Raw genomic sequence first — 14079 nt, forward strand, 5'->3', positions numbered from 1 at the left:
AATTTAATCATCTTCATGAGTTAATCAAACCAATATTTAATTATTAATTAACAATAGTAATTTAAGAAAAATCTACCCCTTGAGTTAATTCTTTCATTCGAAAGATAGAATAACTCACCTTCGGGTGATCAAATAACAGACAGAGGAAATAAAAAATCGAATAAAATCATTAAACTCCACCAGAATAAAGACCAGAAGTTCTTTCAAACAAAATTAATTCTCATTCAATAGAAACCATCAAAACATAACTAACTGATTGTTTAATAAGACAAATAACAATAATCATCATTTTTAAAATACCCTCTTTAGCTTTCGATTCCATGCATGATCTAAATCAAGATCTGCATAGTCGACTTGCCTGATAGTTGCTTCGCGTTATAAAAAAAGCAAACAGGTTAAGTTTGCCGCACTGATAGATAGCCAATGTTCAAACTCATTATTGCTGATGCGATTGCCTCAATTGCATTGGTTGCTAGCGCCGTTTTTTATCGTTGTCGTATCTAATATATGACATCGATAACCTCCAGCGACAGTAATCTGTAATAGCACCAGAAAAAATGAATTAATTTCTTTTTTCCACAAAAATAGTAATGAGAATGCGTCAACGATAATTCTGGACATGTTCAGTAATAAATAAGGTTAATGATGAAAGTAAAATTGATGGTGTTAGCGGGGCTGGTGAGTACCGTATTTCTTGCTGGCTGCAGTTCCCCAGCACAACGAATGGCAGCATGTGAAGCACAAGGTGTTTCAAAAGACACATGCTATTTATCTGAGCAGAACCGACAGCAGGGTATAAATAATGCCGCCCTTTCGGCCGCCTATGCTAACGCCGCTAACGCCACCGCCGAGCAGCACGCTCAGGCGGCGCACGTAGCCGATCCTATGCGTGAAGCGATCCTCACCTCTAACGTACTGAAAGCCACCCTTTCTAATGGCTTTTTCACCGCCACCGTTAACGGTAAAAAAGCGACGGTGAAGCGCATTAATGCGAATTTCTATGAAATTCACGGTGCAGGCTACACTATCTCCGTCAGTATGAATGCAGAAGGTATCGAAAGCGCCTCGTGGAATAAAGCCCATAGCCGCGATAATGGTATGCTGACCGTTACCCAGAAATAATCTGATTTATAAAGGGGGCATTGCGCCCCCTTTTTACACGCCCCCGCCAGCTATAAAAAATACCGTTGCGATAACGCCATAAATTCCGCGTAATCACCGCACTGGCTTAAAGCCTCAATGACATCATCGTCCAGAATATTGGTCAGATAGTCGTAAATCAGCATGCTATCCACGAATGCGTCCTCGCTGACCGCCAGCATAAAGACCAGCTTCACGGTTTTTCCCGCATCCCACTCGATACCGTCGGGGAATACCGCCACCGTCACCATCGTACTTAACGCCACCAGCCCTAGCGGATGGGGAATAGCAATCTTGTCATCCAGCAGCGTCGACGCCCGATTTTCACGCTCCAGCACCGAATCCAGATAGTGCTCGTCCACGCGTCCCTGCCGTGCAAGCTGCGCGCACAGGAATGGCAGCAACGACGCTTTACTGTGCGTCTGGTTCGCAAAAATAAAGAAATGATCCGCGGAGAAATAGTTCACCATGGCTTCCGGTGGCGGTGTTTGCGGGTTCAGGAAGTACTTCATGTTCTCCAGTTGCCAGCGTTCCGGGAGCGGCGGCAGGTGAATCACCTTGCGATTTTTCTCCTCCACCGCCACCAGGCTAATGACAATTCGCTCATCAACGCTTTCCAGGGCTTTGTATTGTTCTACCGATACGCTGCGCGTAATGGTCAGATGCGGGTACATGCGGGTAATTTTTTGGCACACCAGGCGGGTGGAAGCAGTCCCCTGCTCGCTCACGACCAGTGCGCTCAGCCGATTATCAGCATTTTCGAGTTGCGTTTCCTCAAGAATGGCCCCGATATGCATCACCAGGTAGCCAATCTCATCGTCGCTGATCGGGCCGGAAAAAAAATGTTCCAGCTCGCTAAACGCGGCGAGTGTCATCTCATACATCAGCGGATAATGACGCTTAATCTGTTCAATCAGCGGGTTGATAATGGTAATGCCGTTATTCACCCGAATGCGCATCGCTTTAATATGGTTAAGCAGGCTAGCGCGTGATGGTTCATCGTAAAACACGTCGCAAAACCACGACGCGCTGACGTAGCTGAGGAAATGGTTCATCACCGCCTGTTCGGCGGCACAGGGCTCCGGCGTTGGCGCAGCGTCGTTAGGATGAGAGCAGAACGCCGCGAGGTTCATCGCCAGATAGTCCACTTCACTTTGCGGTATCGCGGCACTCCCCGAAGAGAGTAGCTGGGAAATATCACCGGCGACCTGTTTTAAGCGAGGATCGCAGGCGTCAAATTGATAGTCCAACAGCCAGTTGCCGCGCAGCATTCTCTGCACGCTGATCCCGCAGATAAGCGCCAGAAAACGCAGATTCACATCGCTGACCGTCAGCCCGTGTTCAACAATGTAGCGGCTCAACGCTTGTTTGATTTCAGCAATCTCAACCGGCGTATCAAACAGCGCATAGTCATCCTTATCAGCCTCTCTGGCACGCAGTAAAATATCGTACAGGCAGCGTCGTAAGGCAATTTCACTGCCCTGCAGCCGAAAGCGGTCGTTTTTTTCGCTGTGAATCACAATCCCATAGAGATCAAAGTGACGCCTGAGCAGTGCAATATCGTTGCGCAGGGTGTAGATACTGATAAACCACGTCGACTCCAGCGTCTCAAGCTCCACCTCGCCATCCTGGCGCAGCAGCGCCGTCAGCAGTGCGCGACGGCGTTCAGCGGTGGAGCGCGTTTCTATCCACGGTTTTTGGGACTGTTCAAGCAAATGATGATGGCTTTCAGGATTATCCACCTGAATAAAAAAGCCTTTCTTGCGATCGTAGATAAGACTGTTCCCGGCGTCGGCAAGAATATCGCTTAGCGCTTTAAGGTCGCTACGGATGGTTCTGGTAGAGACATTCATCGCTTTTGCCAGTGACACCTGGGTGGCCGTGCCCTGAGCAATATGGATAAAGATATCTCTGACGCGCTTATTGGTGAACAGTCTCATCTTTCTCTCTTCAGGTCATGTCAACGTACAGGGTCTGTAGATCATTTGGCTTGAGCACCGTTCTTTCCGCAGCCGGGGTCTTTTCATCCAGCAGCACGCAGCGAGCCTTATCCAGCGCGGGTATCGTCACAACGGTCTCCAGGTTCGGGTTATAGAAACGGTAAATCAGCCCTTCCCCATTCTCGGCACATTTGACCACGCTCAGCTGTGCATCCTGCGGCGTATCAGGCAGCGACTGCAAGCTGTATTGGGCTGGATAAATACGCGCCTCATCGCGCAAACAAAACCGCAGGCGGCCATTCAGGAAGTCACTGTCCTGATATACCGGGAACGACGTCAGGTACGCTTTTGAGATTTTCGCGTGCTGAGCATCATCAAACCTGCCGTGGTCAATATGCCAGCCGAAGCTGAAGGAGAGCGTCCCCAGCAACTGCGCATCCGGTGTGGCAACGACCGTCTCGCCTGAAGCCCTTCCTGGACGGTAGAGCAAATCCGCTTTACCCATGTAGCCAAACGAGCGGAACAAGGTCACGGCAAGGGTATCGAAGTTATCGCCAACAATTTCGTACTCACGGACCCCGTTGGTGTGCAGGGTAAAACCGTGGCTGTCATCATGCAGATTGACGTAGCTCTGCATCGGCTCCATGGCAATCGGCTTCTCGTGCCAGTTCTCAGCTTCCCATACCCGCAGCGCGTTGCTGAGCTGTACCGGCCGAGTCACCACGCCAAACAGCTGATCCGCATAGGAGACATTGGCCAAAATATCGGTAGCAAAATGCACGCACAGGCGATGACTAAGCACTTGATTATCGACCTCGACCGTAAAGCGAATCAGCGCATCCTGCTGGAGCGTCACCGTGACCGCCACCGGCATCAGACCATCGGTTATTCCCTGCGCCCGCGCAGCTAAATCGCCCGGAACCTTGAGGGCATAGTTCAGATTTAGCGTTTGCTTTAACGCATTGATCTCCCTCGCGTTCGAAATCAGGCAATGCTCTGAAGTCACCCACAGATCCTTGCGCGGCGGCGAATAATTATAGGAATCGCCGTCATCGCCGTTTTCCACCAGCAACATCTGCCGTTCATAGCGCTTACCGCTCGGTTTATGGGTAATGGTCAGTAAGCCATTTTTTTCAACATCAATACGATAGAACGCATTTTCAATAGACGGCAGGCCGTCGCGGCGCGTCTCGCTTTCGCCATTGGCGCTGAAATCCAGATGCCAGCTGGTGTAGCCCAACGCGGGTAAAGCGCTGCTGTTGACCGTGACTTTGCTACGATAGACCCGCGGTGGTTTGACGTAAGGTTTACCCGGATTAAGCCGAATAGTCTGGTTCAGCACATAGTCCGTCAGATCCGTTTGCTCTTCAATCACATAAGGGATGGCGTGGCCCGCCGCATCCCGCAGGGTAAACGGCAAACCGGGCAGCCAGGCTTCGAAAGTTATCTGCGGCGTCGCCGCGTGGGTGAGCGGGTTGAATACCGTCAAACGGTAATCGTGTTCGCATGGCGTGCGGATGGCAATTTGCCGGGTGTGCAGCTCCAGCAGGTTTATCGCCAGATCTCGCGCCTGCTTATAGCGAGCCGCGATATCCCGGTTGGTATCATCGCTGTTACAGCCGCCGATGCTGTCGTGCGCCGCATTGAAAAACATCAGCTTCCAGATATCAGCGATAATTCTCGCCGGGTAGTCATGCCCCAGGCTGCGACTGATGGCCAGAATCGGCTCAAGCGTATTGACCAACAGCGCCTCAATCTCATTATTGAGCAGCTTTAAATCGGCCCGGCAGGAGAATATCGTCTTATGTACCCGCGAGTGTTTTCCTTCGGTCAACTCGCCTTGCAGCACCCGCACATCGCCTGCCGTCTCTTGCTCTAATGCGGTGACAAAATCGAACGGGCTAGCAATCTGATAGTGACGAGCGCTATCGCAGGCGTTAAACCGGGCAACTAATTCCGGCAGATTTTCACGCACTGGCGCCTGGTCGAAACCGTGTGGATACAGCAGATTTTTGCGGGCGCTGCGGGCTTCAATCGGCGCCATTTTTTCGTTTAAAAATGCCGCCATGGTTTCCGCTGTTTCATCCAACAGGCCGCCATAATGGTAGCCCCACGGCATCTGTACGGCGAAAACCTTATCGCCGTTATCCCCCTGCCAACAAAACTCCGTCTCATGCAGGGTGTTATCGGCAATGCCACGCCAGAACAGCGCGTGGTGAATGCCAAACTGGGTATAAATCTGCGGCATATTACCGCCCTGACCAAAACAGTCCGGAACATAGCCAAGCGCCATTGCGCTCCCGGCATCATGGGCTATTTTCATGCCGTACCACAGGTTGCGCACCACCGACTCCTGGTGAATAACCAGTTGGTCTGTTTGCGTGTACCATGGCCCAGTTAGCAAACGTCCGGCAGCAATTAACGCATACAGCCGCTCTTTATCTTCCGGTGCCCATTGCAAATAACTTTCAATTAATGCACTTTGCGCATCCAACAGATAGCAGGAAAAATCATCGTCATTCTCCAGCACGCGAATAACATTCTTCACGTGATTAAAGAGATAAATACGCGAACGCGATGAAGTAAAATACCACTCCTGATCCCAGTGAGTATGGCTATAAATATGGACCACTTTCTCTTTCATCCCACAACTCCCCCACGCAAAGTGCATCTATTTAGTCGAATTTAATTTCAATCTCTTCGTCGGACGTTGGCGTCGTGGATTTATCCCGCGGTTCTTCATCGTTAAAGTCCACCAGGATATTCGCGCCGAGCGCGATAATCGCAGTGCCAACCAGTGCGCCGAGGAAATAAGCCCACGGATGTCCTACGGTAAAACCACCATAGAGCCCGCCCAGCGGCGGCATAATGGGATAAGCTTTAAACAGCGCCACCGTCACCGCGCCCAGCGCTCCAGCCACGACATTCACCGGAATAAGGCGTGCCGGGTTTCGCAGGGTAAATGGAATAGCTCCTTCAGAAATACCCAGGATGCCCATAATCACCGCGCCGTTACCGGCCTCTTTGAGCGTCTGGTTAAAATTGTTGGGCCGTAGAAAGCGAGCAGCGGCGTAGCCTAACGGCGGAATAATAATGGCCACATTGACCAGAATCGCGGGCAGGTAAACGCCGTTAAGAAACAGGACATTCGCCGTTCCCCATGCCGCCTTGTTGACCGGGCCTCCCAGATCAAAACAGATCATCCCGCCCAATACCGCCGCCAGCAATACCGTGCTGGTGCCGTCTTCGGTCATTCGCTTTACCCAGGCCATCAATTCGGTATTGATCCAGCTCAGCACATCACCGAGCAGCAGCAGCATTATCAGTACCTGCAAGCCCACGGTAATAAACGGCAGAATAATTAGCGGTACCGAACTGGAGGCTGAACCGGTAATGCGAATTTTACTCGCCACCCACTCCGAAGAATAACCGGCTAGCAGACCACCCACCACCGCACCAAGGAAACCCGAACCGGTGAGCGAGGCAATCAGACCAGAGGTAAACCCCGCGGCGAGCCCTTTTTTCCCTGCAACTGAATAAGCGACGTACGCGCCGAGCACGTAGTTCATTAAACCAATAATCTTGAAGCCAGCATCCTGAGTCAGGAACAGCCAGTTCATCAGGCCGCTGCTTTTGGCAAAGGCATCAAGGTTGGGCTCGCCGACGGCAAGGCCAATAATTTTAGCCACGGCGACCATCAGGGAACCGGCAATAATCACCGGTAAAGCATAAGAGATCCCGGTCATTACATGGTTTTTCAGGTCTATCATTATCTTTTTCATGACATCACCCATGTTATTTATTGCGACGAGACTCGACCGCTGCCACGCATTTGGTAATCACATCCGCTGCGTGGCTGACGCATTGTCCAATCTTGACCCGGATAATGGTTTTCCCGGCAAAACGCTCCTCTTCCTCAATGGTGCGATCGGCGGCGATCAGCACAAAATCAGCCTCGGCAATGTCCTGCGCAGAAATACGATCCATGATGCCCATGGCTCCCTGCTGTTCAATTTTGACCCGATGCCCCAGCCGTTTGCCCTCTTTTTCCAGCATTTTCGCCGCCATCGGCGTATGGGCCAGGCCAGCAATACAAGATGTCACCCCGACAATATTCATATCTGCTCCTCAATCTCGATGCGCGATTGCATAAATTGAAATAACTCATCTTCATCGTTCGCGGCGAACAACCGATCTCTGAATTCGTCGTCAACGATTTGGCTTGCGAGGCTATTAATAATTTGTAAATGCAATAATTTGGCACCGGCCTCAGGCACCAATAGACCAAAAATAATTTGTACCGGCTGATCGTCAAGACTCTCCCAGGCAATCGGCTGCTGCAGGCGAATAAAGATAATCCCCGCATGAGAAACATTGGCCGTTTTAGCGTGTGGAATGGCTATCTGATTTTCGAAGCCAGTAGAGTATTGATTTTCTCGTTCCCAGAGATCCGCTTCAATTTTCTGCGCGTTTTCGGCCCAACCCTGTTTTACCGCGTGGCTGGCCAGAAAACGGAAAACGGATTGTTTATCGCTGAAGCTTTGGTTGAGAAAAATATTTTCCCGAGCAATGAGCATGGCTGTCTCCCTTATCCCCAGCGGCTAGCTGGGATAACACCGTAATTAGGTTGAGCTGATACTAAGCCTTATTACGGCGACAAACAGACAGCCCGTTTCCGCTCACAGGAGGAAACGTCTTCTATAACGTCGATAAAAGAGCGAGCGAGTTCATAAAAGGGCGAAGTTTTGTGATGACTTTCATACTTATTTGGCCGAGCAGCCAAAGGTAAAAAAGATGAAATTTGTTAAGGCCGCCACATTTGCGTTGGCTCTGACCATTAAAACACGGGGGAATATTGAAAGAGGTAACAGCTAATAGCGGCGATGCATCGTTGGCCCGATTCTCGCCGGAAAAACTTACGCCACCTAGCCCTCACGTAGCTGCTTTTGCAACAGCGCGAAGCACGCTTCAATCATCGGCGGCAACGACTGCGGACCGCGCATCAGCGCCACGGTTCGGGTCAGCGCGGGCTGTTGCAATTGGGCAACCCGCAGCGCCGGGTCCTGCAAATGGGTGGTGTAAAGCTGCGGTAAAATACCCACCGCCAGTTTTGAGCGCACCAGCCCGTACAGCGTTTCGATATAATCCACCTGATAGCGGGTATTGAGCGTCAGCCGCTGGCTTTCGACCAGCGCGCCGACCAGACGCTGAATATTGCCTTTCGAGAACATGGCGATATCGCGCCCTGCCAGCAGCTTCCACGGCAGATGTGGCTGACCGCCCAACGGATCGTCGACGTGCAGCACCGCCACCATCGGGTCTTCACGCAGCGGGAAAAGCTGAAGTTCTTCCGGCAGAGAACTGTCAATTGCCCCAACGCCAAAATCAATCTGGCCGCTTTGCAGGTCGCGGGCCAGCGCATCGTTGGTCCGGTCGTGAAACTCGACCCGCAGACGCGGAAACGCCTGCGCCAGAGCCTCCGGCAGCAGCGGAAACAGCAGCGAACTGACCGACGGAATGAGCCCAATACGCACCGTGCCGTCGCCGCCCGCTTCCACGATCTGCTCGATATCCTCAAACGCCATCTGCGCCACGCTCAGCACGCGCTGGGCATGCGGGAGAATCGCCGCCCCCAGCTCGGTGAGCGTCACCGCCGAGGCGGTACGGTTGACCAGCTTGCCGCCGATCACCGTTTCAATTTGCCGCAGCGCGCTGCTGAGCGCCGGTTGGCTAATCGCCAGACGGTTAGCGGTATCGGTAAAGTGACGCAGCTGCGCCAGCGTGACAAAATACTGCAACTGTTTTAGCGAGAGCGCGGGCAGCCGCTGCCAGGGTTCGGTCATGTTGAGCTTCACTCGAGACATTCACCCAGAATAAGTCGAAGTTATCGGGTGATAAATTTATTCATCTGGGCAACCGTTTGCTCTGCCCCTAAAGTAGCGCTCATTATCCCTGCGCCGGAGTTGTTATGTCCAGCAATGCTGAAAACCGCCGCCGCGCCGTCCAGGCCGCCCGCGGTGAAGTTCCGTTCGATCTTCTGCTTACCGATGCCCAAATCGTTGATATGGCCACCGGTGAAATCCGTGACGCCGATGTCGGCATTGTTGGCGATATGATTGCCAGCGTCCATCCGCGCGGCAGCCGGAATGATGCGCTCGAGTATCACTCTCTGCCGGGCGTATTCCTCTCCCCGGGGCTGATGGATACCCACGTTCACCTCGAAAGCTCACACCTGCCGCCGGAGCGCTACGCCGAAATCGTGCTGGCACAGGGCACCACCGCCGTCTTCTGGGATCCGCACGAACTCGCTAACGTGCTGGGCGTGGCTGGCGTGCGCTACGCCGTGGAAGCCAGCCGCCATCTGCCGTTACAGGTGATGGTGGCGGCACCATCGAGCGTGCCGTCAACGCCGGGGCTGGAGATGTCGGGCGCCGATTTTGCCGGTGCGGAAATGGAAACCATGCTCGGCTGGCCGGAAGTGCGCGGCGTAGCGGAAGTGATGGACATGCACGGCGTTCTCCACGGCAGCTGCCGCATGCAGGAGATCGTGCAGGCCGGGCTCAACAGCGGCAAGCTGATTGAGGGGCACGCGCGCGGCCTGAGCGGCGCCGATCTACAAGCCTACCTCGCAGCGGGCGTCACCTCCGATCACGAACTGACGTCTGCCGACGATGCGCTGGAAAAACTGCGCGCCGGGTTAACCTTAGAGATCCGCGGCTCGCATCCTTACCTGCTGCCGGATATCGTCAAAGCGCTGAAAACGCTGCCGCACCTCTCCTCACAAATCACCGTCTGCACCGACGATGTGCCGCCGGACATGCTGCTGGAAAAAGGCGGCATTATCGCCCTGCTGAATCTGTTGATTGAGCACGGCCTCAACGCCACCGACGTGCTGCGCTTCGCCACGCTCAACGCCGCTATCCGCCTGCAGCGTAACGACCTGGGGCTGATTGCCGCCGGGCGTCGCGCAGATCTGGTGGTCTTTGACTCGCTGGATAAACTTGAGGCGCGCGCCGTGTATGTCGCCGGTAAGCAAATTGCCCGTGACGGTAAGCTACTGACGCCAATTGCGGCCGCCGACGGCGTGACGCCACCGCGTGATACCCTGCGCTTAGCGCCACTCAGCGCCGGTGATTTTGCGCTACGCGTGGCTGATATCGACCACGGCGTCGCCCGTTTGCGCCACATTCGCGGCGCGCGTTTTACCCAATGGGGTGAAGTGGATGTAGAGATCCGCGACGGCAAAGTACAAATCCCCGCGGGCTTTAGCCTTATCTGGGTGAAACACCGTCACGGTCGCCACGAAGCCAAACCGCAGATTGCACTGTTAGAAGGCTGGGGCGAACTGCGCGGCGCGATTGCCACCAGCTACTCGCACGACTCGCACAATCTGGTGGTGCTGGGGCGCAACGCCGATGACATGGCGCTGGCGGCAAATCAGCTGATCGCCTCCGGCGGTGGCATGGCGCTGGCGCAAAATCAGCAGATCCTGGCCCACGTGGCGATGCCGATTGCCGGCATGCTTTCCGACCAGCCACCCGCAGAGCTGGCAGCCGCGTTCCGCAAGCTGCGCGATTTAAGCGCGGAAGTGGCCGACTGGGAGCCGCCGTACCGCGTATTTAAAGCCATTGAAGGCACCTGCCTTGCCTGTAACGCCGGGCCGCATTTAACCGATTTAGGGCTGACCGACGGCACCACGCGACAGATTGTCGATCCGGTCATTTCGTCACAACACACCACACAACAATAATCATGGGAGCGCCACGCAATGGCCGATAACACCCTTCAATCAACAACCTCCGGGAGCTGGCTGGAACGCCGTTTTGCGCTCTCTTCGCGCGGCAGTTCGCTGCGCACTGAATGTCTGGCTGGCGTCACCGGCTTTCTCGCTGCCGCCTATCTGTTAGTTGTCATTCCGGGCCTGCTGGCCGTGGGCGGGATGGATAAAGGCGCGGCCACCACCGGCACCATTCTGGTGTTTGTCGGCGGCACGCTGCTGATGGCATTTTATGCCAACCTGCCGTTTATCGTCGGCCCAGGTATCGGCGGTTCGGTGCTGGTCGGCGTGACGCTGGCGGGCAGCGAACACATCGGCTGGCCGATTGGCCTCGGCATCGCCTGCTGGTCAGGGATTCTGTTCTTCCTGCTGACCAAATTCGGTCTGCGCGAAGTGGTGACCCGTTCGGTTCCCCAGTCGATAAAGCTCGGGCTAACGGCCTCCATCGGCCTGTTCGTGGCGGTCCTCGGTTTTCGTAATGCCGGTCTGGTGCTGGCAAACGCCAAAACCAACTCGCTGATGCTGGGCGATTTCCTCGCGCCTGGCGCGCTGGTGGCGCTGTGCGGGCTGTTCCTTGCCATTGCGCTGCAGGCTCGTCGTATTCCGGGAGCCATTTTGTGGGCCATTTTGTTCGCCACGCTGGTCGGTATTCCGATGGGCGTGACGCGTCTGCCAAGCCACTTTATTGATGCACCGCATTCATTAACGCCGGTACTGGGGCAGATTGATATGCTGGGCGCGCTCAATATCGCCTTCCTGCCGTTCCTGTTCGTGTTCTTCGCCTCGGAGTTCTTCTCCACCATGGGGACGACCCTGGCGGTGGGCGGCGAAGCGGGCCTGTTGGATGAAGAAGGCAATATGCCGCACATCAACCGCCCGTTTATGGTGGACTCGATTGCCGCCGCCGTCGGCCCATGGTTGGGCATTCCGGCCGCTACCGCGCTGATTGAATCCTCTGCGGCGGCGGAAGCGGGCGGCAAAACCGGCCTGACGGCGCTGGCGGCAGCGGTGATGTTCCTGCTGATGCTGCTGTTCACCCCGGTCGCGCTGATGATCCCCAAAGAAGCCACCGCACCTGCGCTGATTCTGATTGGCCTGAATATGTTCAGCGGGCTGCGTAAGGTTGATTTAGCCAACTTCACCGACGGTTTGCCGGTACTGATGATGGTGATGATTACCCTGATTGCTAACAGCTTTGGTACCGGGATTGCCGGCGGCCTGCTGTTCTATATCGTGATTAAAACCATTGCCGGGAAGTGGCGCGAAATCCCCATTGGCCTGTGGATCCTTGCCATTCCGCTGGTCTATTACTTCGCCACGCTGGTAAGACACTAGCCTATCCCGCTTACGGGCTGGCTAGCTGAAAGTCTCTGAATAAGCTGCCTCATTCCTCCCTGGCGGGTAAACCGTCCAGAGTGGTGTGAGGCAGTTTTTTTTCGCCCTGATCCTGCGAATATCTGTTTTATGTTCAAGGCGAGAATGTAATGATTTTAAAATTCTGGATGTTTTCGCCTATCAGCAGATAATATATTTTCAGGCTGTAATTAATGATAGGAAATACCATGTCAGAACGTTCGGAAGTTAAACTAAGACCCCTTGAGCGCGAAGACTTACGCTTTGTACATCAGCTTGATAATAATGCCAGCGTGATGCGTTACTGGTTTGAAGAGCCCTACGAAGCGTTTGTAGAGCTGAGCGATCTTTATGATAAACACATCCACGATCAGAGCGAGCGCCGTTTTGTTGTGACCTTTAATGGCAACAATGCGGGGCTGGTGGAACTGGTTGAAATCAACCATATCCATCGACGCGCCGAGTTTCAGATTATCATCTCGCCGGAATTCCAGGGTAAAGGCCTGGCAAGCCGCGCGGCGAAGATGGCCATGGATTACGGCTTTACCGTACTGAATCTCTATAAGCTCTATCTTATCGTTGATAAAGAGAACGCCAAGGCGGTCCATATTTATCGTAAGCTTGGCTTTATTCAGGAAGGGGAATTAATCCATGAGTTTTTCGTTAACGGCGAATACCGTAACACGATAAGAATGTGTATTTTCCAGCAGCAATATCTGGAACATAACAAAACGACGGGCGGGATATTGAAACCGACGGCGCAGTAATTTCGGCTCCGATAGTATTCGCGTCGACGCCTGAAGAGACATTGCCCAGCCGGTTGGATCCGGCCGGGCAATAGGACACCGGTGTTATTCGTTCACGCAGCGTGCCTTCACCTCTTCATACAGCAGGCGCACCGCGGCGGAGAGCTGCTTACGGTGCGGGCAAATCATATTCAGCGGTACCTTATCGCCTTTGTAGTCTGGCAACAGCACCTGTAGCCGCCCTTCCCGCAGATCGTCGCTGACATCAAGCGCCGACTTAAAGGCAATCCCTTCTCCGGCAATCGCCAGCCGACGGATAACCTCTGCGTCATCGCTGGTAATCGTGCCGGATACCTGCACCTGATGTTCCACGCCGTCCCGGCTTAGCGACCAGCGGTCAAATACGCTGCCGCGCAGCACGTAGGTCAGCGCGTTGCATTTTTCGAGATCGGCCAACGTTTTCGGCTCGCCGTGGCGGGCTACCCACGCCGGAGAGGCCACCAGCACGCGGCGATTTTCCGGGGCAACGGGCAGCGATACAAACGACGCGTCGTCGTTGTCACCGTAGCGAAATGCCACATCCACCGGGTCTTTAAAGACATCGGTGCGATGATCGGAGAACAAAATACGCAGCCGCAGCGCCGGGTGGCGTTCGCGAAAGCGGCGAAAAACATCGAGCAGCAGATTACGCCCGAGGTCCGACGGCACGGCAATTTGCAGCGTGCCGCGCACTTCATCATCCGGGGTATGGATTTGTTGCAGCCCGTTTTGCAGCGTATCGAGCATTTGCACGGCAAACGGCAGCCAGGTCTCCCCTTCAACCGTCAGGCGCAGGCTGCGGGTCGAGCGGGCAAACAGGCGAATATTCAGCGCCGTCTCCAGCCGTTTAATCGCCGAGCTCACCTGCGCCGGGGGGATACTTGCCTCGCGTGCCGCCTCGCTAAAACTGCTAAGGGCGGCGGCGCGGACGAACAGGGTTAAATCTTCCAGCCTGAACATAAAGGCTCCTCAAAGACGGGGCAGAATAATCCTCAAAATAGGGGCTACCGCCGTTTGCTTACATTTTTTAAGAAAGCAGCGCTTGCCATCGAGCCTGCCCATCAGGAATCATACGGGGCGATAA

At 54.1% G+C, this 14079-nt stretch carries 11 protein-coding genes; 4 read left to right on the plus strand and 7 right to left on the minus strand.

The genetic code is table 11. The features are described from left to right. Nucleotides 1-642 precede the first annotated feature (642 nt). Nucleotides 643-1122, plus strand: a complete 480-nt coding sequence (locus LZ634_RS08730; RefSeq protein ID WP_320673451.1) for a hypothetical protein — start codon at nt 643-645, stop codon at nt 1120-1122. 50 nt (nt 1123-1172) lie between these two features. Here the strand turns inward: LZ634_RS08730 and LZ634_RS08735 are convergent, their stop codons facing one another. The 6 genes from LZ634_RS08735 to LZ634_RS08760 form a co-directional block, all read right to left on the minus strand. After that, nucleotides 1173-3080 carry a BglG family transcription antiterminator gene (locus LZ634_RS08735; protein ID WP_234504042.1) on the minus strand — a complete coding sequence of 636 codons (1908 nt, stop codon included), beginning with the start codon at nt 3078-3080 and terminating at the stop codon, nt 1173-1175. Between the two features lie 10 nt (nt 3081-3090). Next, nucleotides 3091-5724, minus strand: a complete 2634-nt coding sequence (gene mngB, locus LZ634_RS08740; protein ID WP_234504044.1) for a mannosylglycerate hydrolase — start codon at nt 5722-5724, stop codon at nt 3091-3093. A gap of 31 nt (nt 5725-5755) precedes the next feature. Beyond that, nucleotides 5756-6862, minus strand: a complete 1107-nt coding sequence (locus tag LZ634_RS08745; protein WP_234504046.1) for a PTS fructose transporter subunit IIC — start codon at nt 6860-6862, stop codon at nt 5756-5758. Between the two features lie 13 nt (nt 6863-6875). Then, a complete protein-coding gene (locus tag LZ634_RS08750; protein WP_234504048.1) occupies nt 6876-7199 on the minus strand; it encodes a PTS fructose transporter subunit IIB in 324 nt (107 codons plus the stop codon). After that, on the minus strand, nt 7196-7657 hold the full coding sequence (locus tag LZ634_RS08755) for a PTS sugar transporter subunit IIA (RefSeq protein ID WP_234504050.1): 462 nt from the start codon (nt 7655-7657) through the stop codon (nt 7196-7198). Before LZ634_RS08755 ends, LZ634_RS08750 begins: the two co-directional genes overlap by 4 nt. A 348-nt stretch (nt 7658-8005) precedes the next feature. After that, entirely contained in the window at nt 8006-8923 is a 918-nt protein-coding gene (locus LZ634_RS08760) for a LysR family transcriptional regulator (protein WP_234504053.1), read from the minus strand. Between the two features lie 125 nt (nt 8924-9048). Between LZ634_RS08760 and LZ634_RS08765 the strand changes: the two genes are divergently transcribed. The 3 genes from LZ634_RS08765 (at nt 9049) to speG (ending at nt 12977) form a co-directional block, all read left to right on the plus strand. Continuing rightward, nucleotides 9049-10830, plus strand: coding sequence for an adenine deaminase (locus LZ634_RS08765; RefSeq protein WP_414467734.1), 1782 nt, complete (start codon nt 9049-9051; stop codon nt 10828-10830). An 18-nt stretch (nt 10831-10848) separates the two neighbouring features. Beyond that, complete coding sequence (locus LZ634_RS08770) at nt 10849-12192, plus strand: NCS2 family permease (protein WP_234504057.1); 1344 nt, start codon at nt 10849-10851, stop codon at nt 12190-12192. 227 nt (nt 12193-12419) lie between these two features. Next, nucleotides 12420-12977 carry a spermidine N1-acetyltransferase gene (speG, locus tag LZ634_RS08775; RefSeq protein WP_234504059.1) on the plus strand — a complete coding sequence of 186 codons (558 nt, stop codon included), beginning with the start codon at nt 12420-12422 and terminating at the stop codon, nt 12975-12977. A gap of 84 nt (nt 12978-13061) precedes the next feature. Here the strand turns inward: speG and LZ634_RS08780 are convergent, their stop codons facing one another. Then, on the minus strand, nt 13062-13955 hold the full coding sequence (locus tag LZ634_RS08780) for a LysR family transcriptional regulator (protein WP_234504061.1): 894 nt from the start codon (nt 13953-13955) through the stop codon (nt 13062-13064). Nucleotides 13956-14079: the final 124 nt, after the last annotated feature.

Source organism: Kluyvera intermedia, from assembly GCF_021440345.1.
GTDB lineage: Bacteria > Pseudomonadota > Gammaproteobacteria > Enterobacterales > Enterobacteriaceae > Kluyvera > Kluyvera intermedia_A.